21 protein-coding genes and 1 riboswitch are annotated in these 21,425 nt (G+C 52.4%); of the genes, 20 read left to right on the top strand and 1 reads right to left on the bottom strand.

The features are described from left to right. The first annotated feature begins 1 nt into the window (after position 1). From BQ2674_RS03695 to sufU, 19 genes are all read left to right on the top strand, one after another. Positions 2-1,081 (top strand): AI-2E family transporter, encoded by a 1,080-nt coding sequence (locus tag BQ2674_RS03695; protein ID WP_075572499.1) that lies wholly within the window; start codon positions 2-4, stop codon positions 1,079-1,081. Then, positions 1,068-1,586: a Fur family transcriptional regulator gene (locus BQ2674_RS03690; protein WP_075572498.1), complete on the top strand. Its 519-nt coding sequence runs from the start codon at positions 1,068-1,070 to the stop codon at positions 1,584-1,586. The genes BQ2674_RS03695 and BQ2674_RS03690 overlap by 14 nt, the downstream gene beginning before the upstream one ends. Then, on the top strand, positions 1,513-3,024 hold the full coding sequence (hemZ, locus tag BQ2674_RS03685) for a coproporphyrinogen dehydrogenase HemZ (RefSeq protein ID WP_235828806.1): 1,512 nt from the start codon (positions 1,513-1,515) through the stop codon (positions 3,022-3,024). The genes BQ2674_RS03690 and hemZ overlap by 74 nt, the downstream gene beginning before the upstream one ends. Beyond that, positions 3,024-4,289, top strand: coding sequence for a histidine--tRNA ligase (gene hisS, locus BQ2674_RS03680; protein ID WP_075572497.1), 1,266 nt, complete (start codon positions 3,024-3,026; stop codon positions 4,287-4,289). The genes hemZ and hisS overlap by 1 nt, the downstream gene beginning before the upstream one ends. Before the next feature lie 5 nt (positions 4,290-4,294). Beyond that, positions 4,295-6,085, top strand: a complete 1,791-nt coding sequence (gene aspS / locus BQ2674_RS03675) for an aspartate--tRNA ligase (RefSeq protein ID WP_075573348.1) — start codon at positions 4,295-4,297, stop codon at positions 6,083-6,085. Positions 6,086-6,330: 245 nt separating this feature from the next. After that, complete coding sequence (locus BQ2674_RS08480) at positions 6,331-7,692, top strand: YadA-like family protein (protein WP_235828805.1); 1,362 nt, start codon at positions 6,331-6,333, stop codon at positions 7,690-7,692. A 138-nt stretch (positions 7,693-7,830) separates the two neighbouring features. Further along, positions 7,831-7,911, top strand: a riboswitch (ZMP/ZTP riboswitch). 64 nt (positions 7,912-7,975) lie between these two features. Beyond that, the gene (locus BQ2674_RS03665) at positions 7,976-9,655 is read left to right on the top strand and encodes a formate--tetrahydrofolate ligase (protein ID WP_075572496.1); all 1,680 of its coding nucleotides are present in this window, start codon (positions 7,976-7,978) and stop codon (positions 9,653-9,655) included. 1 nt (position 9,656) lies between these two features. Then, positions 9,657-10,274 (top strand): cyclodeaminase/cyclohydrolase family protein, encoded by a 618-nt coding sequence (locus BQ2674_RS03660; RefSeq protein ID WP_075573346.1) that lies wholly within the window; start codon positions 9,657-9,659, stop codon positions 10,272-10,274. Between the two features lie 16 nt (positions 10,275-10,290). After that, positions 10,291-11,121: an ATP-dependent sacrificial sulfur transferase LarE gene (gene larE, locus BQ2674_RS03655; protein WP_075572495.1), complete on the top strand. Its 831-nt coding sequence runs from the start codon at positions 10,291-10,293 to the stop codon at positions 11,119-11,121. A gap of 1 nt (position 11,122) precedes the next feature. Continuing rightward, on the top strand, positions 11,123-11,764 hold the full coding sequence (gene nth, locus BQ2674_RS03650) for an endonuclease III (RefSeq protein WP_075572494.1): 642 nt from the start codon (positions 11,123-11,125) through the stop codon (positions 11,762-11,764). A gap of 150 nt (positions 11,765-11,914) precedes the next feature. Further along, positions 11,915-12,310 (top strand): hypothetical protein, encoded by a 396-nt coding sequence (locus BQ2674_RS03645; RefSeq protein WP_075572493.1) that lies wholly within the window; start codon positions 11,915-11,917, stop codon positions 12,308-12,310. Positions 12,311-12,374: 64 nt separating this feature from the next. Next, complete coding sequence (scfA, locus tag BQ2674_RS03640; RefSeq protein ID WP_075572492.1) at positions 12,375-12,515, top strand: six-cysteine ranthipeptide SCIFF; 141 nt, start codon at positions 12,375-12,377, stop codon at positions 12,513-12,515. Positions 12,516-12,579: 64 nt separating this feature from the next. After that, positions 12,580-13,989, top strand: a complete 1,410-nt coding sequence (gene scfB, locus BQ2674_RS03635) for a thioether cross-link-forming SCIFF peptide maturase (protein ID WP_075572491.1) — start codon at positions 12,580-12,582, stop codon at positions 13,987-13,989. Further along, entirely contained in the window at positions 13,982-14,182 is a 201-nt protein-coding gene (locus tag BQ2674_RS03630; RefSeq protein WP_075572490.1) for a hypothetical protein, read from the top strand. Before scfB ends, BQ2674_RS03630 begins: the two co-directional genes overlap by 8 nt. A gap of 105 nt (positions 14,183-14,287) precedes the next feature. Continuing rightward, positions 14,288-15,043 carry a Fe-S cluster assembly ATPase SufC gene (gene sufC, locus BQ2674_RS03625; RefSeq protein ID WP_075572489.1) on the top strand — a complete coding sequence of 252 codons (756 nt, stop codon included), beginning with the start codon at positions 14,288-14,290 and terminating at the stop codon, positions 15,041-15,043. Between the two features lie 3 nt (positions 15,044-15,046). Further along, positions 15,047-16,477, top strand: a complete 1,431-nt coding sequence (sufB, locus tag BQ2674_RS03620; protein ID WP_075572488.1) for a Fe-S cluster assembly protein SufB — start codon at positions 15,047-15,049, stop codon at positions 16,475-16,477. 11 nt (positions 16,478-16,488) lie between these two features. After that, complete coding sequence (locus tag BQ2674_RS03615; RefSeq protein ID WP_075572487.1) at positions 16,489-17,562, top strand: SufB/SufD family protein; 1,074 nt, start codon at positions 16,489-16,491, stop codon at positions 17,560-17,562. A gap of 13 nt (positions 17,563-17,575) precedes the next feature. Further along, positions 17,576-18,796: a SufS family cysteine desulfurase gene (locus tag BQ2674_RS03610; protein WP_075573345.1), complete on the top strand. Its 1,221-nt coding sequence runs from the start codon at positions 17,576-17,578 to the stop codon at positions 18,794-18,796. Positions 18,797-18,812: 16 nt separating this feature from the next. Beyond that, a complete protein-coding gene (sufU, locus tag BQ2674_RS03605; protein WP_075573344.1) occupies positions 18,813-19,247 on the top strand; it encodes a Fe-S cluster assembly sulfur transfer protein SufU in 435 nt (144 codons plus the stop codon). A gap of 72 nt (positions 19,248-19,319) precedes the next feature. Here the strand turns inward: sufU and lgt are convergent, their stop codons facing one another. Continuing rightward, positions 19,320-20,108, bottom strand: a complete 789-nt coding sequence (lgt, locus tag BQ2674_RS03600) for a prolipoprotein diacylglyceryl transferase (RefSeq protein WP_075572486.1) — start codon at positions 20,106-20,108, stop codon at positions 19,320-19,322. A 91-nt stretch (positions 20,109-20,199) separates the two neighbouring features. Here lgt and BQ2674_RS03595 point away from each other — a divergent pair, with 91 nt between their 5' ends. Beyond that, positions 20,200-21,402 carry a glycosyl hydrolase family 18 protein gene (locus BQ2674_RS03595; protein ID WP_075572485.1) on the top strand — a complete coding sequence of 401 codons (1,203 nt, stop codon included), beginning with the start codon at positions 20,200-20,202 and terminating at the stop codon, positions 21,400-21,402. Positions 21,403-21,425 lie beyond the last annotated feature (23 nt).

The following is a 21,425-nucleotide window of genomic DNA, read 5'->3' as shown; positions in this document are numbered from 1 at the left end:
TGTGGCGACCAATAAGAAAATAGAATTTTGGTTGCGTGTCGTCCTTTCGGCTTTGGCAGTATGCCTCTTTTTTGCCGTTCAGGCGGTTTACTGGCCCGTTATCATTTCCCTGATCATCACCTTTATTCTGGCACCCTTGCGGGACGGTATACAAAGGGGCTTGGAGTCTTGCCTGCACCGGCACGTGCCCAAGGACATATCCATTCTTTTGTCCTTTGTCGTCCTCATCGGCATCCTCGTCATTATGACGAACAGCATCGTTAAACCCCTTATCGGCCAGCTGAATTTATTGGCCAATAACTTCGGTACCATCGTCGAGCGGACGTACGACCTCGTCATCCTTCTCGAAAGTGACCGGACGCCTTTTTACATACCCGATCAGGTCAAGGCGATTATTAACGAGACTTTTGTCAAAATCAGCAACTACGGTATTGACGGCGTGACGAACCTCGTCAAGTCGGTCTTTGCCATTGCCGGTACGGTCGTCGAGTTTTTCGTCGTTCCCTTCATAACCTTCTATTTTATGAAGGACGGCTCTAAGATGCTCACGTCCTTCATCGACTTATATCCCGAAAATTATCGCAATCACTTATATACATATTTTAGGGAAGTGCACCGTGTCCTGAGCCGCTACATCCGCGGCCAGCTCCTCATGAGCTGCATCATTGCGACGCTGACCTTCCTCGGCATGTGGCTCATGAACGTACCCTACCCCCTGGTCATCGCCTTAATCGCGGCCGTGACCGAATGGATTCCTATCATCGGCCCCATTGTCGGCGCCGTGCCGGCTATTCTTCTGGGTGCTGCGGTGAGTACCGCCCTGGCCTTGAAAGTCCTCGTTTTCTATGTGGTCATACAGCAGCTGGACGGTCACTTTATTATGCCGCAGGTCATGGGAAAGGTTATCAGTATTCACCCTGTCGTCATTGTAATTGCGTTATTAATCGGCGGTACCTTACTCGGTGTGGCCGGTATGATATTGACCGTACCTTTAGTTGCGGTCCTTCAAGTTACATGTAGGCATTTATGGTTTTTCAGCGCCTATAGAGAAAGGATGTTAAAAGAAAATGGAAAAGACTAAAGAAGATGTATTGGAACTGATGATGAAGCGCATGAAAGAAAAAATTAAAGACAAGAAGTACAAAATGACGTCACAGCGTCAGGTCGTGCTCCGTGCTTTTGTAGAAAGTACGGCTCGTCATTTAAGCGCCGAAGACGTATTCGAGCTCGTCAAAGTCGCCGCTCCCGATATCGGTCTGGCCACCGTATACAGAACGCTTGACTTGTTCACGCAAATGAATCTCTTGAAGAAGCTCGATTTTGACGACGGCTGCAGCCGTTATGAATTGAACGATTGCGAAGAAGATGGACACTTTCATCATCACCTGATTTGCCTCGACTGCGGTAAAGTATGGGAATGCAAGGACGACCTCCTGGAAACGTTGGAAACGATTTTGGAAAAACGCCTCCATTTTCACACGGTAGACCATCAGCTGAAAGTGTACGGCTACTGTGAAGCATGCGAAGCGAAGCGCAAGGCTGCCGGTCTTGACGGCGGACTGCCGCAAGATACTGCCCGTGCCTGATAGACGGCGCGTCTACACTTACGCCGGTCCGGACGGGTACCGTGCCTTTATCGGTCAGACACTGGCCTGCCTGGGCTATAGCCGCGCCGCAGATGCCGAGGCGGCAGACGTCTGTGTCCGTATAAATGCGGACGGCCCGGCTCTTATGTGCCGCTTCATGCGAGATGACGGGGCGGAGCGGTCCTTCGGTCCGGAGCGGTTTGCCCATAAGGGCCGGCTCAAGGAGTTGCTCCTCGTCATGTACGGCAAGGCCTTTAATAGCGTGCCGTCTCAATGGGGTGTTCTCACGGGAGTGCGGCCGACAAAGCTCGTTCACCGCCTTTGGGATAACGGGCTGAGGCCTGAAGCGACACCCGGTTACTTGCATGACCGCTACGGTGTGGCGGAGGACTTGGCGAATCTCCTTGCGGACGTCGCCGCCCGGCAGCGTCCGTATGTAATAGGGCAGGGCAGAGATGCGGCTCTTTACGTGGGCATTCCTTACTGTGCCAGTCATTGCCTGTACTGTTCCTTTCCGTCCCGCCTCATCGGCAATGAAGGGAAAGGGAATTTGCAGGATTTTGTCCGTGCCGTTGTTGCCGACGCGCGCGATGCCTATGTTCTTTGCCGGGACATGGGCTTGCGGATAACGTCCGTTTATGTCGGCGGCGGCACGCCGACGGCTCTGCCTGCGGCCCTGCTTGCACGGATAATAGATGCCGTCAGGCCTTTTGCGGCAGGCGGCGCCGAATGGACCGTTGAAGCGGGCAGGCCCGACACGGCGACGGCCGAAAAGCTCACCCTGCTGCGGCAGGCCGGTGTCACTCGCGTCAGCATTAACCCGCAGACCATGCAGCGGCATATCTTGGAAAAACTCTCGCGTCGCCACGGTGTAAAAGACATTTACGCCATGTTCGATACTTGCCGTGCCTTGGACTATGACGTTATCAATATGGATTTTATTGCCGGGTTGCCCGGACAGACGGAAGCGGACATGGCAGAAAATATGGATGTCGTTTGCCAACTGCGCCCCGAAAATGTTACAATTCATACGTTAGCCTTAAAAAAGGGTGCTCCTTTATTTCGCCATTCTTTGCGCGACGAAATACCGGCGGCACATCTTGTAGAAGCCATGCTGAACGAGGTGCGGCGCCGCTTGGCTGAAAAAGAATATGTCCCTTATTATCTTTACAGACAGACCTATATGGCGGCATCCTTTGCTAATATAGGCTACGCTTTACCGGGGGAGATTTGTGCCTACAACATAGAGATGATGGAAGAACGGCAGACCGTCCTCGGTATCGGTCCGGGAAGCGCGACGAAATTTATCGTCGCAGGAAGAGAAATGAAGAAGCTATATATGCCTAAAGATATAGGGCAATACGTGGCGGCCCTGCCCGAACGATTGGTGCGGCGCCGCAGCTTATGCGCTTCTATATACGAAGGAGTGGATGAATAATGTCAATTACGGCACCGCGGGGAACGCAGGACATTCTGCCGGACCGATCGGGAGATTGGCAAAATCTGGAGAAAAAAATCAGAGAAATTTGTGTTCTCTACGGTTTCGGTGAAGTGCGTACGCCTATATTTGAGAGTACGGAACTGTTTCGGCGCGGCATCGGCGAGACGACGGACGTCGTCTCGAAAGAAATGTATACATTTGCGGACAGAGGCGGGCGCAGTATGACACTGCGCCCGGAAAATACGGCTTCCGTCGTGCGCGCTTTTTTGGAGCACAAACTCTATGCGGAGCGGAAGGTGCACAAATTTTACTATATGGGTCCCATGTTCCGTCACGACCGGCCTCAAGCCGGACGGTACCGTCAATTCAATCAGTTCGGTGTCGAAGAAATCGGATCCCGGGATCCGGCAGTAGATGCGGAAATCATTGCCATGGCTTTTCAGCTCTTCCGGGAGCTCGGACTGACCGATTTGGTTCTGCACTTAAACTCCGTCGGCTGTCCCGCGTGCCGCCCCGTATATCGGCAAAAGCTGCTCGACTTCTTTGCGGATAAGCACGATTCCCTTTGTGAAGACTGCCGTGCGCGTCTCGACAAAAATCCGCTTCGCGTCCTCGACTGCAAAGAAGACGGTGAGCGCATGATAACTGCCGGGGTACCGCTCATTACGGACTGCCTCTGCGAGGAATGTAAAGACCATTTCCACAAGGTGCAGTCCTATTTGACTGCCGCAGGTATTGAGTTTGAGCTCGATCCGCGCCTCGTGCGCGGCCTCGACTACTATACGAAGACGGCCTTTGAAATCATGTACGCCCCTTTGGGTGCTCAGAGCACGATCTGCGGCGGCGGACGCTATGACGGCCTTATTGAAGAAGTGGGCGGGCCGTCGACGCCCGGTATCGGTTTTGCCGTCGGCATGGAGCGACTCCTTTTGACTTTGCGGGAACAGGGCCTTTTACCGCCTGTACTGAAAGAACGTCCCGTCTTTATTGTCGCTTTGGGCGACGCGGCCAAAGAGAAAGCCTTTACGCTGCAGCAGTCACTGCGCGGTAAGGGTATATACGCGGAAATCGACATGATGGGCCGGAGCATGAAAGGGCAGATGAAGGCTGCCGACAAGCTGGCTGCCGTCTTTGCCGTCATCATCGGTGACGAAGAACTGGCGGCGCAGTGTGCTCAGGTGCGCAATATGGAAACGAAAGAACAGGAAGCGGTGCCGTTTGCCGCTCTGGTCTCATATATAGAAAGCCATAAGAAGGGATGATCGGAATGGATACAATGACAGGGTTAGGCCGTTCTCAATACTGCGCCGCAGTGACGGAGGGCGATACGGATAAGGAAGTCGTCTTGTGCGGCTGGGTGGAACGGCGCCGCGACCACGGCGGTCTTATTTTTATCGACTTGCGTGACCGTACGGGCATTGTTCAGGTCGTGGCTTCGCCGGACTACGCGGAAACGGCCTTTAAGAAGGCCGAGGAAGTGCGCAATGAATACGTCCTCGCCGTGCGCGGCATCGTCCGTCTGCGCGATGAAGCGACGATCAACGAAAAGATGAAGACCGGTAAAATCGAAATCCGTTGTGAAGAACTGCGTATTTTGAATACATCCAAGACACCGCCCTTCTACATTGAAGATAATATAGACGTAGATGAAAAAATTCGTCTCAAGTACAGGTATCTCGACTTGCGCCGCCCGGAAATGCAGAACAACCTCATTATGCGGCACAAGGTAAAACATGCCATGCGCGAATTTTTGAACAGCCGCGGCTTCATCGACATTGAAACGCCCGAGCTCTGCAAGAGTACGCCCGAAGGAGCGCGCGACTACCTCGTGCCGAGCCGCGTCAACGAAGGCAAGTTTTACGCTTTGCCTCAATCGCCGCAGATTTTTAAACAGCTGCTCATGATCTCCGGCATGGACCGGTATTACCAGATTGCCCGCTGTTTCCGCGACGAAGACTTACGTGCCGACAGGCAGCCCGAATTTACACAGCTCGATATGGAAATGTCCTTTATGGATCAGGAGGACATTCTGACCTTGACGGAAGAAATGATCGGCTACGTGTTTAAAGAAGCTCTCGGCTATGATATTGGCGGCCCCATCCGGCGCATGACTTGGGATTATGCCATGGAAAACTACGGCTCCGATAAACCGGACTTACGTTTTGACATGAAGTTTCATGATATTACGGACCTTGTGAAAGACACGGAATTTAAGGTTTTCCGCAGCGTTGTCGAAGCGGGCGGACAGGTTAAGGCCATTAACGTCAAAGGTTACTCCCACATTCCCCGCCGCGAGTTGGATGATCTCGTCGAATATGTTTCTGCGTACGGTGCAAAGGGGCTGGCCTGGATTTGCTTCACGCCGGACGGCCTGAAATCACAGGTAAAGAAATTCCTCGGTGAAGAAACGCTTGAGGCTGTCGGCAAAGAGTGCGGCAGCGAAACGGGCGACCTGGTTCTCATGATCGCCGACAAACCGGCCGTAGTGGCTGCCTCTCTCGGCGAGCTGCGCAAGGAAATGGCCCGCCGCACGAACATTATTGATGCCGACGCATTCGCGTTTACGTGGGTCGTCGATTTTCCCATGTTTGAATACAGTGAAGAAGAAAAGCGCTTTACGGCTATGCATCATCCCTTTACGGCCCTGTGCGACGAAGACTTGGATAAGCTCGAATCGGATCCGGGCAGCGTTTATGCAAAAGCCTATGACCTCGTTCTGAACGGCGTCGAACTGGGCGGCGGTTCTCTGCGAATTTACCGTCCTGACATTCAACAGCGCGTCTTTAAGGCCATCGGCCTTACGGCGGAAGAAGCGGAACAGAAATTCGGCTTTCTGCTCAGAGCCTTTGAATACGGCGCACCGCCTCACGGCGGACTGGCATTCGGTTTGGACCGTATGATCATGCTTATGCTCAAGCGCAAGTCCATTCGCGACGTCATCGCCTTCCCGAAGACGCAAAACGCCATCGACCCCATGAGCGAAGCGCCGTCACCGGTTGCGCTCAAACAGTTGCATGAACTGCATATACAAGTAGAAGAAGAATTGGTAAAAAAATAACGGCTTTTTTATAACTTCCCAAAAAGGTGTGACCGAAAAGAGACATTCGGCTCCGCCTTTTTTTATTGTTAAAACAAGGGTAAACGGCAATAGAAACGGCTTTGTGTATCTCTCTTGACGGAACAACGCCGTCACAGGAAAAAATATTTTAAAAATATTAAATATTTCAATATTGACACAAATAAGAACTTATATTATAGTAATAGCGTTGCGTATTAATCATTATTAATTAGGAGGAATAACAAGTGAAGAAATATTCGAAAATAGTGCTTGCAGCCTTGACGGTCTGCGCTTGTACGGCCGGGTTCAGTGCCGTATCGACTGTAGGAGCTGCCGATGTAACCGGCAACGGTCTTTCCGTTACAGGGCAAGGCGGTACGTTTCAGCCATCACGGAATATGGACTTTGACAAGAACGGTTTGGTTGTAAGCGGAACAGACGGAATAGGTAGAGATAGCGGCAAAACGACTACCGTTACGGACGGCGGTATTCGTGTCAGCAATGCCCAATACGCTACCGAACATTATACTGAGATCGACGGCGGCACAGTACAGACGGAAATTCTAAAAGTAAATCCCGATACGAACAGCAGCTTGAAATTCGATAAAAGCGGCTTGACTGGTAATGTCGGTGATACGGCCGTTTCAGTCGACAAAACAAACGGCGTGAAAATGTCTGTCGACAGCGGAAATTCGGGAGCTGAATTCAACTATGTAAAAGTACAAAAGGACGCAACCGTATTTCGCAGCGGTGCTCACGGCGTAGAGGCCGCAACGGAAACGACCATTCACGGCAACAAAATCACTGCCGGCGACGTTGTCATTGACGGTAAAGCAGGCGGAGCCACCATTACGGGCCTGAAAGATATTGACGTTGATTCGGCCGACTTCGGGATGACCGGCCGTGCGGCAACGGAAAAACAGCTGAAAACGGTAGGCAGTAAAGTGGACGGAGTGGCCGGTAAGGTAACTGCATTGGACGGCAAGGTAACGGCAGTGGATAATAAAGTGAATATAGTAGATAATAGAGTAACTGCGGTAGATAATAAGGTAGATGCTTTGGGAGGAACAGTCGGCGTTCTTGACGGCCGTGTAGGAACACTTGATACACGTGTTGCCGCCTTGAATACTCACGCAAGCAGCGTTGATGCGCAGATCGGCAGTTTGAATACGCGTATTGACGGCGTAACGGGCCGTGTCAATCAATTGGACAACAAGATCAACAAAGTCGGTGCCGGTGCGGCCGCCTTGGCCGCCCTCCATCCCCTCGACTACGATCCGGCTTACAAGTGGGATTTTGCCGCAGGTATGGGCAATTACCGCGATGCCAACGCCGTAGCACTCGGTGCTTTCTACCGCCCCAACGAAGTGACCATGATCAGCTTGGGCGCCTCCATGGGCAACGGCAGCGGTATGGTAAATGCCGGCATTTCCCTCAAACTCGGCTCCGGTGCAAACGGCGGTACTGCCCGTTCGCGCCTCATGGCACAGGTACAGGACCTGACTGCTGAAAACAACGCGCTCAAGGCGCGTGACGACGCACAGGATGCTCTTATCAATCAGCTCCGGCAGGAATTGGAAGCTCTCAAAGGCGAAGTGCGTAAATAGGCGGTTATATAAAGGACAAATTTATAGAAAGCGGAAAACGGGGAAAGGCCGCACGGCTTTTCTCCGTTTATATGTAGAGCCGATGGTCCGGAAGTCTCCGCTGATTGACAAGGCCGACGGGGGAACGGTATAATACAATGCAGGTTATGTAACTGACGGAAGTGGAAGAACCACGGGGGAGCATAATCAGTTTTGGCGCCGACCGTCTGGGCAACGATTCCGGATAGGGTCGGTGTTTTTTATGCCTTCCCGTCCTCGTACTGAATGGGAGAGAAGATGCCTTATGACTCATGTATTAAGCGACATCGAAATTGCGCAGCGTACACGGCTGAAGAAGATTACGGACATTGCGGCGCAAATAGGTCTTACGGAAGACGACCTCGAAGTATACGGTAAGTACAAGGCGAAAATATCCTTCGAGGCCATAAAAAGGGTGCAGAGCCGTGCAGACGGCAAACTGATTCTCGTTACGGCCGTCAATCCGACGCCTGCAGGTGAAGGGAAGTCCATGACCACCATCGGTCTTGCCCAGGCCTTCAACCGCATGGGGCATAAAGCGATCGTCGCTATGCGCGAGCCCTCCCTGGGCCCCGTATTCGGTATTAAAGGCGGTGCCGCCGGCGGCGGTTACTCACAGGTGCTGCCTATGGAAGATATTAACCTTCATTTCACAGGCGACATGCATGCCGTTACGGCGGCAAACAATCTCCTTGCTGCGGCTGTGGACAACCATGTGCACCAGGGGAATACCCTGCGCATAGACGTGCGCCGCGTCATTTGGAAGCGCGTCATGGATATGAACGACCGGGCCCTGCGCAACGTGACCGTCGGTCTGGGCGGCAAGGTTTGCGGCTTTCCGCGGGAAGATCACTTCATGATCACCGTCGCCTCGGAAATCATGGCCATTCTCTGCCTTGCCGGCGATTTGCCCGACTTAAAGCGCCGTATGGCCGCCGTTACGGTGGCTTACGACCTGGACGGAAAGCCCGTCACGGCGGGACGGCTCGGCGTTGCCGGAGCCATGGCCGTTCTCATGAAAGATGCCGTTAAGCCGAATTTGGTGCAGACGACGGAAAATACGGCGGCCCTTGTTCACGGCGGCCCCTTTGCCAATATAGCTCACGGCTGTAATTCCGTCATCGCCACAAAATTGGCTCTCAAGCTTGGCGATATTGCCGTCACGGAAGCGGGCTTCGGTGCCGACCTGGGCGCTGAAAAATTCATGAATATTAAGTGCCGTTTTGCCGGTCTCAAACCGGACGTCGTCGTCATTGTCGCCACCGTTCGTGCCCTCAAGATGCACGGCGGCGTAAAGAAGGCGGATTTACAGACGGAAAATATAGATGCCCTCAAGGCGGGCTTTGCCAACCTGGCGAAGCACGTTGAGAACATGCGCAAGTTCGACGTGCCCGTCTTCGTAGCTATAAACCGCTTCCTTACGGATACGGACAGTGAACTTGCCTGCCTTCGCGAGCTGTGTGAAGGTTACGGCGTCGACGTGGCTTTAAACGACTGCTGGGCCGAAGGCGGCGCCGGCGGTACGGAAATGGCAAACCTCGCTTTACGCCTTATGAGCGGTGAAAAGACACCGTATAAACCTTTATACGAATTGGATGAATCTATTGCGGCAAAGCTCAAGAAAATCGTCACGGAAATTTACGGCGGCAAGGAGCTCATCTTTGAGCCCAAGGCGGCAAAGCAGGTCCGGGAACTGGAAGCTTTGGGCCTTGATAAAATGCCCGTCTGCGTCGCCAAAACGCAGTATTCTCTGTCGGACAATGCGGACCTTCCCGGTGCACCGCAGGGATTTACGATAACTGTCAGGGATGTGCGCGTTTGCACGGGTGCGGGCTTTATCGTCTGTGAAACGGGAAATATTATGACCATGCCGGGCTTACCGAAAGTACCGGCTGCGAACAGGATGGATATAGATGAAAACGGAACAATTACGGGACTCTTCTAATATGGCGTCATGGGAAGAATTGCCTCTCGGCGAGTTCCTCGAAGCGGCCGCTTCGGCGGCGCCGGCTCCCGGCGGCGGCAGCATTGCCGCCATGACGGCGGCGTCCGCTGCGGCACTCATCGAGATGGTCGTCAACCTGACGATCGACAAAAAGGGCTATGAAGACGTGCGGCCTCAAATGGCGACGATTAAAGCGCAGATCCCGGAACTGCGGCGGATTTATCTGGATGCCGTTGACGCCGACGCCGAGGCCTTTTCGGACCTCATGACGGCCCTGCGCCTGCCTAAGGAAAAAACGGACCGGCAGGAGACCGTGCAGACCGCCTTTCGCCGCGCCGCCGAAGTGCCCCTCGAACTGGGTAAGTCTGTCTTCCCCCTCTTTGCCATGGCCCGCGCCGTCGTGTCCGACGGCAATGTCTGGGCCATTACGGACGGTGTTATTGCCGCTATGAATGCCCGTGCCGCTATGCGTTCCGCTTTTTACAGCGTTCGCGTGAATCTCCGGTCTGTAACGGATGCGGCTTATGTTTACGCCATGCTGGCTGCCGTCAAGGATTACGAAGAGCGGGCGGACTACGAAGAACGGCTCATTGAGTCGATCTATAAAAACAGACAGTAAGAAAGAAGCTGACTTTATGTTGACGGCGGAATTACGGCAAAAATACGATAAACTTTGTGATATTTTAAAAGAAATGGAGTCCGTCGCCGTCGCTTTTTCCGGCGGCGTGGACAGTACTTTCCTCGCTTTTGCGGCCCGGGCGGTTTTGGGGAATAAGGCCCTTGCCGTGACGGCCGTGTCGCCGACACTGCCGGCCGGAGAAGAGCGGGCGGCTGATGATTTGTCGGCGCGCATCGGTATTCATCACGTCGCCGTGCCGTCGTCCGAATTTGATGACGGGGAATTTGTGAAAAACGGGCCCGACAGGTGCTATATTTGCAAAAAAATCCGTTTTCTGGAGCTCGTTGCGTATGCGAAAGAACATGGCTGTGCTTGGGTTGCGGACGGAGGTAATTTGGACGACTTCGACGACTACCGGCCGGGTATGCGCGCTTTGGCGGAATTGTCTGCTGCCGTGCGCAGTCCCATGATCGAGGCGGGGCTTCGTAAGGCGGATATTCGCGCTCTGTCAGCCCACTTCGGCTTGCCCACGTGGAATAAACAGAGTGCCGCCTGCCTGGCCAGCCGCATTCCTTACGGCATGGCCCTCTTGCCGGAACGGCTCGCACAGATAGACAGGGCCGAACGGGTATTGGCACCCTATGTTAAAGGCTCACTGCGTGTCCGTTGGCACGGCGACACGGCCCGTATTGAAGTGGCCGTAGAAGAGTTCGCCGCCGTTCTTGCCCATCGGGAAGAAATTGTGAAGGCCGTTCGGGATTGCGGCTTTGCCTTCGTCGCCCTCGACCTGGGCGGTTATGAAACGGGCAGCCTCAATGAACTGCTGCCGGAAAAAGAGGGAGAATAAGATGGTCATGACAAAGAAAAAAAAGGCGGCAATACTGCAGCGTTTTCAGGATACATACGGTATTCTGAAGCCGGCTCTTCATTATGCGTCCGATTTCGAGCTTCTCGTGGCCGTCGTCTTGTCGGCGCAGTGCACGGACGAACGGGTCAACATCGTCACGGCCGGCCTTTTTCCGGAATATAACAGTCCCGAAAAGATGTTGCGCTTGGGCCTGCAGGGACTGGAAGAGAAAATTCGCACATGCGGTCTTTATCACGGCAAGGCGAAAAACCTTATGGCCACGTGTGCCGTCTTATGTGAAAATTATAAGGGTGAAGTGCCGCGGACCTTTGATGAACTTGTCAAGCTTCCCGGCGTAGGCCGTAAGACGGCAAACGTTCTGGTCAGCGTTCTTTTTGATACGCCGGCCATTGCCGTGGACACACACGTCTTTCGAGTCTCCAATCGCTTGCAGCTGGCTGTAGGGACGACGCCGGAAGCAGTGGAAAAAGGACTTCAGGCGGCCATTCCCGTGAAATGGTGGAGCCGCGCTCATCATTGGCTTATTTGGCACGGACGGCGTATTTGCAAGGCCCGTAAGCCTTTGTGTGCCGAATGTTTTCAAAATGATCTCTGTCCGAGCAGTACGGTGGGAAATAAATAATTGATGGGAACCGTTTTGATGCGGTAATTGCTATTTGATAATGAGTAATAAGAAATACTCTCATTGACAAAGGAAAAGTTCATAGAGTAAGATAAAGATGGCTAAGGCGGAAGAGAGAAATAAAAAATTCTTCGGCGGAGGTTTATAATCATGAATTTACGCTATGTCAAAGGCAACTATATTGATGAGATTATAGTGGAAGGCAAGCCTGTCCTCGTCGTCCTCGAAGGATTGCCCGAAGGGCGGGACGAAGAAGCGCAGGCCTACGGCGAAAAGGTTTGGGATTGGGTTTTAGCTCACCGTATGCGTGTCTTGACACACTCTCCCCTCATTGCGAAGTTTAAAAACGAGCGCTGGCGCAATGACGGCGATCCGGAAGTGACGCCCGAGCAGATTCGCGCCTACCTTGAACGCATCAGTTCCGTCCATATTACGTATGACGGCGATTTCGACGTTTTTTTCGCTACGAATGAAATCTTCGACGATTACGCTGTTGTCATCTCCATGAGCAGGGATTTTCAGTTTAAAGGCTTGCGGCTTTTGTAATGATTGTAGAATCCTTTTTTCTGTGCTATAATACCTTTGATATTGAACAGCGAGGTGAACCGAAATGGCTAAGCACATTATTACGATCAACACCGAATCTATCCAAAAGACGGTTCAGCATGCGGGCTGCAGCGAATGCCAGACGTCCTGTCAATCCGCCTGCAAGACTTCTTGTACGGTAGGCAATCAGGTTTGCACAAAATAAGTTGTTGCGAGGGGACACCCTTTACCACTTTCGGTAAAGGGTATTCTTTTTGCATGGGGGAAACATGGCAAAGAAAATCAAACCTATGATTCATAAGTATATTCAAAACGGAGTCCGCATGCTGTTGGATGTGAACAGCGGTATTATTAACGTCATTGACGCCGTTACGTACGACGTCCTCGACACATATAAAGGCGACAACAGAGACGACGTGTACGCTGTTCTTGCCGGACAGTACGGCCGCCGGGAATTGACCGAAGCCATGGACGAATTGGACGGACTCATTGAACGGGAACTCCTCTTTGCGCCTATGTGCGAGTCCTTCCAAGTCGTCGCTGACGAACGTCCCGTCGTGAAATCGCTCTGTCTCAACATTGCTCACGATTGCAATCTGCGCTGCAGATATTGTTTTGCCTCTCAAGGAGACTACGACACGAACAAGCGCGAACTCATGAGCTTTGATGTCGCCAGGGCGGCCATTGATTTGCTCATCAGGAGTTCTGCCGGCAAGCGTAAGCACTGCGAGGTGGATTTCTTCGGCGGTGAACCGCTCATGAATTTTGATGTCGTAAAAAAGACCGTTTCGTATATTCGTGCTCAGGAAAAGCTTCATGACAAGGTTTTTAAGCTTTCCCTCACGACGAACGGCATGCTTTTGAACGACGAGAAGATAAAGTATTTGACGGATAATCACATCGGTCTCATCCTCAGCCTTGACGGGCGCCGCGATGTGCACGATCGCATGCGGCCCGATGCCGGCGGCAGGGGGACGTACGACAAAATCGTAAAGAATCTGCGCCGTGCCGTAGAGCGGCGCAACGGTGAAGAATACTATGTGCGCGGTACGTATACGAAGTATAATCTGGACTTTGCGGCCGACGTGGCTCATATGGCGGATCTCGGGTTTCAGGGACTTTCCATGGAGCCCGTCGTCGGCGACGACTTGTCCTATGCCATTGACGAGCACGATTTACAGCGTATTTACAAAGAATATGACAACCTGACGGATATTTATTTGGAACGGTATCTTGCCGGCAATCCGATTATTTACTATCATTTCATTATGGATTTATATAGAGGGCCCTGTATTGCCAAGCGCTTGCGCGGCTGCGGTGCCGGCCACGAGTATATGTGCGTCGTGCCGAACGGTGAAATTTACCCGTGCCATCAGTTTGTCGGACAGGAAGAGTACTGCATCGGCAATGTGAAAGACGGTATTACCGATACGGTTCTGCCGCGCCTCTTCCGGGACATGCACGTCCTCAACAAGCCCGAATGCTGCGGCTGTTGGGCAAAGTTCTTCTGCAGCGGAGGCTGTCATGCCAACAACATTAAATACGGCGGCAACATCGATAAGCCCTACGACCTGGGTTGCCGTATCCAAAAGAAGCGCATTGAATGCGCCATGTATATTCAGGCGGTCCTTGCCGTGAAGCGGGCCGAAGCGGGCGAAAGGGCGGCGGCCCATGCGTAAGGTGCGCTTCTTTCTTTGGGTTGTCGTCTTTTTTTACCTCGTCTATGCCATCTGGATAGACGGCCCGACGCCCTTTCTTATCGGTCTCTTTGGGGCTGCCGTCTTCACGGCGGTCATGCAGGTCTGGCTGCACAGCAATAAACGGCGCGATTTACGGGCGAAATACGCGAAAAAAGACGATACAAATGAGTAGTATTCTTAAAATACACTAAAAAGGTTGACTTTATATTTTTGATAGAGTAATCTTATGTGTAGCAAAAAAGTATGATTTCAAAGTTTCTACGGGAGTGATACAGCAATGAGTGAATTATTACGAGTAGAGAACCTCAAGGTTGCCGTTGAAGGCAAGGAAATTCTTAAGGGACTCGATTTGGTTATCAATAAAGGCGAAACGCATGTCATTATGGGTTCCAACGGTGCCGGAAAATCGACACTTTTCCATGCCGTCATGGGCAACCCTGCTTACAAGGTGACGAGCGGCAAAATTTATTTTGAAGGTACGGATATTACGGATATGCCTGTTAATGAACGGGCGAAGCTCGGTATTTTCATGGCTTTTCAAAATCCCATTGCCGTCCAGGGCATCAGCATAGAGAATTTTATTCGCAACGCCAAGAGTACTGTTGCCGGTGAAGCACAGCGCATTATGCCTTTCCGCAAAAAGCTGCGGGCCCAAATGGATCAGCTTGCTATGGACCGGGATTATGCGGACCGTTATGTAAACGACGGTTTTTCCGGCGGTGAACGAAAAAAATCCGAAATTCTCCAGATGTGCATGCTTGAACCGAAGCTGACTATGCTGGACGAAATTGATTCGGGTCTCGACGTGGACGCCGTTCGCATCGTATCGGAAACCGTGTCGAAGTATCATAACGCCGACAACGCCGTTATGGTCATCACGCATCACAGCGAAATCCTGCAGCGACTGCATCCCGACTTCGTCCACATTCTCATTGACGGCAAGATCGTCAAGACCGGTGATGCGTCTCTCATCGCGGCTATTGAAGCGAACGGGTACGACGGCTTCAGAGCGCAAGTGAACCGGGGGGCGTAGGCGATGGCGGAAGAAAAGCGATTTGCGAAGGCACGGGAAAAAGTAGAGGCTTTTTCCGACTTCGGCAATGTGTATAACTTTAAAAAAGACTTCAACTATTCCTATAAAACGCAGGCCGGTTTGACCGAAAAAATCGTGCGGGAAATATCGGCCCAAAAAGACGAGCCAGACTGGATGCTGCAAAAGCGCCTTCAGTCGCTGGAACTTTTCTATAAAATTGACTATCCCGAATGGGGGCCGGACATCAGCGAACTCGAAATGGACAATATCGTTACCTATGTGCGCCCCAACTCGGATATGAAAGCCAGATGGGAAGACGTGCCCGAAGATATTCGCGATACCTTCGACCGCCTGGGCATTCCCGAAGCGGAAAAGACGTCCCTTGCCGGCGTCGGTGCCCAGTACGACTCGGAAGTGGTCTACCACAGCATTCAAGAAGAGCTGGTCAGGCAGGGCGTCATATATACGGACTTTGATGCGGCTTTGAGGGAATACGAAGACATTGTGCGCAAGCATTTTATGAAGCTTATTCCGCCGACGGACCACAAATTCGCAGCCCTGCACGGCGCCGTCTGGTCGGGCGGATCTTTCGTTTACGTGCCTGAAGGTGTAAATGTGGAAATTCCGCTGCAAAGCTATTTTCGCCTCAATGCTCCCGGTGCGGGCCAGTTCGAGCACACGCTGATCATTGTTGAAAAGGGTGCGAAGGTGCACTTTATCGAAGGCTGTTCGGCACCGAAATACAACGTGGCCAACCTGCATGCCGGCGCTGTAGAACTCTTCATCGGCGACGACGCGACCTTGACGTATTCGACCATTGAGAACTGGTCGAAGAATATGTATAACATGAACACAAAACGCTCCATTGTCGGCAAAAACGGGACTATGAACTGGGTCACGGGTTCCTTCGGCTCACATACGTCCTGCCTCTATCCCATGACTATCCTCCAGGGGGAAGGGGCACACTGCGAATTTACGGGCGTTACCTTTGCCGGGGCAGGTCAGTTTCTCGACACCGGCTCCAAGGTTGTCCACAATGCGCCGAATACGACGAGCAATATCGATTCCAAATCTCTTTCCAAGGGCGGCGGTGTCTGTATCTACCGCGGTGCCGTCGTCATCGGTGAAAAGGCGGAAGGCGCCAAATCCAACGTCAGCTGCGAATCGCTCATGTTGGATGAAATTTCCCAGTCCGATACAATTCCCGTCATCGACGTGCGCAACGACAACATTGACTTGGGGCACGAAGCGAAAATCGGCCGTATTTCGGACGAAGCCGTTTATTATCTCATGAGCCGCGGCCTCAGTGAGGACGAAGCGAGAGCCATGCTGGTACGCGGCTTTGTCGAACCGGTCTCCAAGGCCCTGCCCTTGGAATATGCCGTAGAAATGAATAATTTGATTAATTTGGAACTGAAAGGTTCCCTGAAATAAGGAGTGGCACGATGCGTAAGGTAAATTACAACGAACTTCCTCGTCCCACCTTTCGTTGGATGAAGGTCAATCATTTGGAACTGGACGGGTACGACGTGCCGTATCTTCCGTCAGTTGACATAAAGGAAACACATGAAGGCGACGTAAAGGTCTCCTTTTATCGGGGCAACGGCCTGGACGATTTGGGCGATTTCACCGGTGCCGGCCGGGAGGCGCTGCGCGAAGCGCTGAATCACAGTATGAACGGCTGTGTCATTACGGTGCCCGAGAACGGTAAGGGTACGGTTCGTCTGACCTATGAAATAAGTAAAGACATGCCCGCTCTTATGGGCCAGCTCAAAATAGAAGCGGCTGAAGACAGCGAGGTGGAGGTATACATCCTCTTTGAAGGAGATGCTCCCGACGGCTACGTGAACATTGCCGAATACATTGAAGCCGCCGCAAGAGCGAAGGTCACCGTCAAGAAAGTTCAGTTCAACGGTCCGGCAGTCCGCCATATTGAGCACCGCTATGTGCGCTCGGCTAAAGACAGCGAAGTGAACTATGTAAGTGCCGAAATGGGTGCGAAAGAAGCCGTTCTTTATTACCGCACGGATTTGGATGAGGCGGAAAGCAAGTTCAAAAGCCATGCCATGTATGTAGGCAGCGAGGATCAGGTCCTTGACTTTTCTTATTGGGTTCTGCAAAAAGGGGAGAAATCTCACGCCGATATTTTGACGACAGGCGCTCTCTGTGACCGGTCGAAGAAAAATTTCCGCGGCACTCTCGACTTCTTGCGGGGCTGCCGCAAGGCCGTCGGTTCGGAAACGGACGAATGCCTGCTTTTGAGCCCTCATGTACACTCCGTGTCGCTGCCGCTGCTTCTTTGCAAGGAAGATGACCTCGAAGGCGATCACGCCAGCAGCGCCGGCCAGATTGACAAGGATAAACTCTATTACCTCATGAGTCGCGGCTTCAGTGAAAAGGGCGCCCAGCTGATTATCGTCGAATCGAATATACGCCCCGTCATCGACGGCCTCGGCGATGAGGCGCTCATTGAGCGTGTCCTCGCTGCGGCGCGTCAAAAAATGCGAACACAGGAATAGAAAGGTGATTGCCATGAAAGATATTCGCGAAGATTTTCCTATTTTAAAGAAAGTCCATAATGGACATCAAATCGTCTATTTTGACAACGCGGCGACGACGCAGAAGCCGAAACAGGTAATCGACGCGGTCGTCGACCTGTTGGAACATCATAACGGCAATCCTCACAGAGGCGCCCATATTCTCAGCGTCGAAGCATCGAAGCTTTACGACGACGCGCGCGAAGCCGTGCGCAAGCTGATTAATGCAAAATACAATGAAGAAGTCATTTTCGTGCGCAACGCCACGGAAGGGCTGAACCTCATTGCCCGCAGCTATGCGGAAACGAACCTCAAGAAGGGCGATAAAATCGTCATTCCCATTTCGGAGCACCATGCGAACCTCGTTACATGGCAGCGCGTCTGTCGCGTTACGGGTGCGGAACTGGTCTATATGTACCTCGATAATGAAGGCCATTTTACGGAAGACGACCTGGCGAAAATCGACGAACGAACGAAAATCGTCTCCTTTGCCGCCGTCAGCAACGTTCTCGGCATGAAGCGTCCCGTTAAGAAGCTCGTCGCCCGGGCTCACGCCGTCGGTGCCGTCGCCATCGTCGACGCCGCTCAGGCCGTGCCGCACATGAAATGCGACGTCCGGGACTGGGACTGCGATTTTCTCGTCTTCTCGGGCCATAAAATGTGCGCTTCCGCCGGGACAGGTGTTCTCTACGGCAAGCGGGATATTTTAAACGACATGGAGCCCTTCCTTTTAGGCGGCGACATGATTGAATACGTGCAGGAACAGACGACGACCTTCAACGTCCTGCCCTTCAAGTTTGAAGCGGGTACGGAAAATGTGGAAGGCGCCGTTATGCTCCATGCGGCCATCGACTACCTGAACGGCATCGGCTTTGATGAAATCGACAAACATGAGCATGAATTGACCGTCCGCTGTCTCGAAGGCATGAAGAAGCTGCCGTACATCCATATTATCGGCTCCACCGATGCGGGCGAAAAGACGGGCGTCATTGCCTTTACCATTGACGGCGTCCACCCGCACGACGCGGCTACCATCCTCGACAGCTTCGGCATTGCCATCCGTTCGGGCCACCATTGTGCACAGCCCTACGGTGCCTACATTCAGGCGGAAGCGTCCAACCGCGTAAGCTTCTATATTTATAATACTGTCGAAGAAGTGGACTACTTCCTCGAGAAACTTCCCCTTGTGCGCAAACAAATGGGATTTAAGGACTGAGGTGCGGCACATGGGAATGGAAATGGATCAATTATATTCCGATATTATTTTGGAACACAATCAGAATCAGGAAAATAAAAAGGAACTGTCCGACTTCACCTTATCCGAGCACGGCCACAATCCGAGCTGCGGCGATGATATTACTCTTCAAGTGAAGCTTGAAGACGGTATCGTCAAAGACGCGGCCTATACGGGCCACGGCTGTGCTATCAGCCAGGCATCGGCCGATATGATGATCGATGTCATCAAGGGCAAGACCGTTGCTGAAGCGATGCGGTTGACCGGCCTCTTTCTTGATATGATCAAGAGGGACGTGACGGACGAAGATGAGCTGGAAGAATTGGAAGACGCTATTGCGTTAAAGAATATTTCCAACATGCCGGCCCGCGTTAAGTGTGCCGTTCTTGCCTGGCATACATTGAAGGAAGCGTTGGAAAAAGAGAATAAATAAGCTCCCGTAAAAGGGTATAAAGAGAGGCGCTTTGCCGTATACGGCAAAGCGCCTTTTGTGCATGTGTGTATATTATTGGAGCGCCTTTTCGTCCGTCGTTCCTTTAAATTGCAGGAACAGAAAGATGACGAAGGCGGCGGTAAAGGCGATGATACTCGTCCACTGGGCCGATTTGAAGCCGGCAAGGAGGCTTATGTAGTCGCCGCGCAGGAATTCGAGAAAGAAGCGCTCTATTGCATAGAGCATGACATAGACGCAGAAAACCTGTCCCTTTTTGTGGGGCAGGACACTGTAAAAGAGAAGGAAGACAAAGAGGAGAATATCGATTTGCCCTTCCCATACTTCTGCCGGCCAAAGGGGCTGGTCGCCGTAGGTTCGGTAGGCTAAGGTCGTGTCCGGGTAGACGATGCCGAAGTTTTCTCCCGTCGGGCGGCCGAATGCGTCGCCGTTCATGAGATTGGCCATTCTGCCGACGGATTGGCCGAGAATAATGGCCGGTGCCAGGAGGTCTCCGAAGGCCCAAGTATCTATATGATGAACCTTCGTGTAAATGACGCCGGCAACGGCACCGAAGAGAAGACCGCCCTGAATGGCCATACCCCCCTGCCAGATATAGGGGATTTCGGAAAGGTGGTCGTGATAGTATGCCCAATCGAAGAAAAAAACGTCCCAAAGTCTGCCGCCGACAATACCCGCCAGGCCGCAGTAGAGCGTAAAGTCGAAGATGTGCTCGTGCCAGCGGCGCCCGTCCTTTTTCATGATATAGTAAGCCGCAAGACCTGAGGAAATGATGCCGAGCATAAAGAGCAGTCCGTAGGCGCGAACCGGGAAAGAGCCTATACGGAAAAGGTACTGGTGCATGTGAAAATACTCCTTTACATGATATAATGCAAGCTGTAATGCTCAATCTCTATTATACATTAGGGAAGTACGGAATGAACAGGAGTTCACCATGAAGGTTGTAAAAATTATAGCCCTTGCCGCACTGAGTGTCTGCATGTTCACGGCCGGCGCTGCAGCGGCGCAGCATGAAAAAAAAGAAGATCTGCCCGAGGCGGAGAAGAACATTCACCGTAAATGGCACCTGGAAGAATCCGTGCCGGAGAAGAGACACTTGGAGACGATCCTCATCTGGGATCCGCTCATGAAGACGGAAGTGCCGCCCGTAAAGCCTGCGGCTGAGCGGGTCGTCATTTCGCCGACGGCCTTTCGCGTCTCCAAAGAGGGCGTGACTCTGCACAAGGCGGATTTTAAGGAATATGTGGACGCTTATAAGGCGTCAGGATATGTTGTATGGCCCCTGGTGGACAATAACTTCGACCCTGAGGCGACGCATACCTTTTTGTCCGACGAAAAGGCGCAGGATATGGCCGTTAAGACGCTCATCGACTACGCTCGTCGTTACGGCCTTGAAGGATATAATCTCGACTTCGAGAATATCGATTACACCGACAGGGACAGGCTGACGAGGTTTGTCGAGCGTTTCGGCACGGCGGCGCGTGAAAATAAGCTGTGCCTCTCCATGGATGTGACGCCTGTCTCGGACAGTGAAAACTGGTCCAAGGTCTATGATCGCCGATCCCTGGCCAAGCATTTGGATTATGTTATGCTCATGGCTTATGATGAAGTGGGGCGCATGTCGTCTGTCGGCGGTCCGACAGCGTCGTATCCGTGGGTCCTGCGGGCCGTGCAGCTTTCGCTGCCCCTCATCGGCAAGGAAAAACTCATCCTCGGCATGCCGCTGTATATGCGTATTTGGTACTGTTCCCGGGACGGGACGGAATTGCCCGAAAATCCGGCCGACTGGCCGCCTGTCATCATGAAGACGGATGCAGCGGGAAAGAAAGTGCCCGACATGACCGCCGCCGTCGGCGGTAAGTGGAAGGCCCGCACGCTGACGCTCAAAGACAGCGCCGCCATTCGGGAGCAGTATAAGGAATTTATTCGTTGGGACGAGAAGCTGCACTTGTCTTATCTTCACCTGCCTTTGAAGACGGGAACCGTGAAGATATGGTTTGAAGATGAAGAGACGCTGCGTGAAAAGCTCGCCGTTGCCGATCTGTATCATTTGAAGAGTGTGGCTTTTTGGCGAAAAGGATTTGAAGGAGAGGGATTTTGGCAGGATTTTGCGGCTTTTGAGTCTGTTAAAAAATAGGCAAATCTGATCCCTGCCGGTTT

It is taken from the genome of Megasphaera coli (assembly GCF_900095855.1).
In the GTDB taxonomy this organism is placed as follows: Bacteria; Bacillota; Negativicutes; order Veillonellales; family Megasphaeraceae; genus Megasphaera; species Megasphaera massiliensis_A.
This window is presented reverse-complemented; position numbering and strand designations above follow the sequence as displayed.

Excerpts from the sequence above, each read along its gene's own strand:
- lgt (WP_075572486.1), bottom strand. The coding sequence starts at position 20,108 with ATGCACCAGTACCTTTTCCGTATAGGCTCTTTCCCGGTTCGCGCCTAC.
- sufB (WP_075572488.1), top strand. The coding sequence starts at position 15,047 with ATGGCGGAAGAAAAGCGATTTGCGAAGGCACGGGAAAAAGTAGAGGCT.
- BQ2674_RS03595 (WP_075572485.1), top strand. The coding sequence starts at position 20,200 with ATGAAGGTTGTAAAAATTATAGCCCTTGCCGCACTGAGTGTCTGCATG.
- sufU (WP_075573344.1), top strand. The coding sequence starts at position 18,813 with ATGGAAATGGATCAATTATATTCCGATATTATTTTGGAACACAATCAG.
- scfB (WP_075572491.1), top strand. The coding sequence starts at position 12,580 with ATGGCAAAGAAAATCAAACCTATGATTCATAAGTATATTCAAAACGGA.
- scfA (WP_075572492.1), top strand. The coding sequence starts at position 12,375 with ATGGCTAAGCACATTATTACGATCAACACCGAATCTATCCAAAAGACG.
- BQ2674_RS03645 (WP_075572493.1), top strand. The coding sequence starts at position 11,915 with ATGAATTTACGCTATGTCAAAGGCAACTATATTGATGAGATTATAGTG.
- BQ2674_RS03615 (WP_075572487.1), top strand. The coding sequence starts at position 16,489 with ATGCGTAAGGTAAATTACAACGAACTTCCTCGTCCCACCTTTCGTTGG.
- BQ2674_RS03665 (WP_075572496.1), top strand. The coding sequence starts at position 7,976 with ATGACTCATGTATTAAGCGACATCGAAATTGCGCAGCGTACACGGCTG.
- BQ2674_RS03610 (WP_075573345.1), top strand. The coding sequence starts at position 17,576 with ATGAAAGATATTCGCGAAGATTTTCCTATTTTAAAGAAAGTCCATAAT.
- larE (WP_075572495.1), top strand. The coding sequence starts at position 10,291 with ATGTTGACGGCGGAATTACGGCAAAAATACGATAAACTTTGTGATATT.
- BQ2674_RS03630 (WP_075572490.1), top strand. The coding sequence starts at position 13,982 with ATGCGTAAGGTGCGCTTCTTTCTTTGGGTTGTCGTCTTTTTTTACCTC.
- BQ2674_RS03690 (WP_075572498.1), top strand. The coding sequence starts at position 1,068 with ATGGAAAAGACTAAAGAAGATGTATTGGAACTGATGATGAAGCGCATG.
- aspS (WP_075573348.1), top strand. The coding sequence starts at position 4,295 with ATGGATACAATGACAGGGTTAGGCCGTTCTCAATACTGCGCCGCAGTG.
- BQ2674_RS03660 (WP_075573346.1), top strand. The coding sequence starts at position 9,657 with ATGGCGTCATGGGAAGAATTGCCTCTCGGCGAGTTCCTCGAAGCGGCC.
- hisS (WP_075572497.1), top strand. The coding sequence starts at position 3,024 with ATGTCAATTACGGCACCGCGGGGAACGCAGGACATTCTGCCGGACCGA.
- nth (WP_075572494.1), top strand. The coding sequence starts at position 11,123 with ATGGTCATGACAAAGAAAAAAAAGGCGGCAATACTGCAGCGTTTTCAG.
- sufC (WP_075572489.1), top strand. The coding sequence starts at position 14,288 with ATGAGTGAATTATTACGAGTAGAGAACCTCAAGGTTGCCGTTGAAGGC.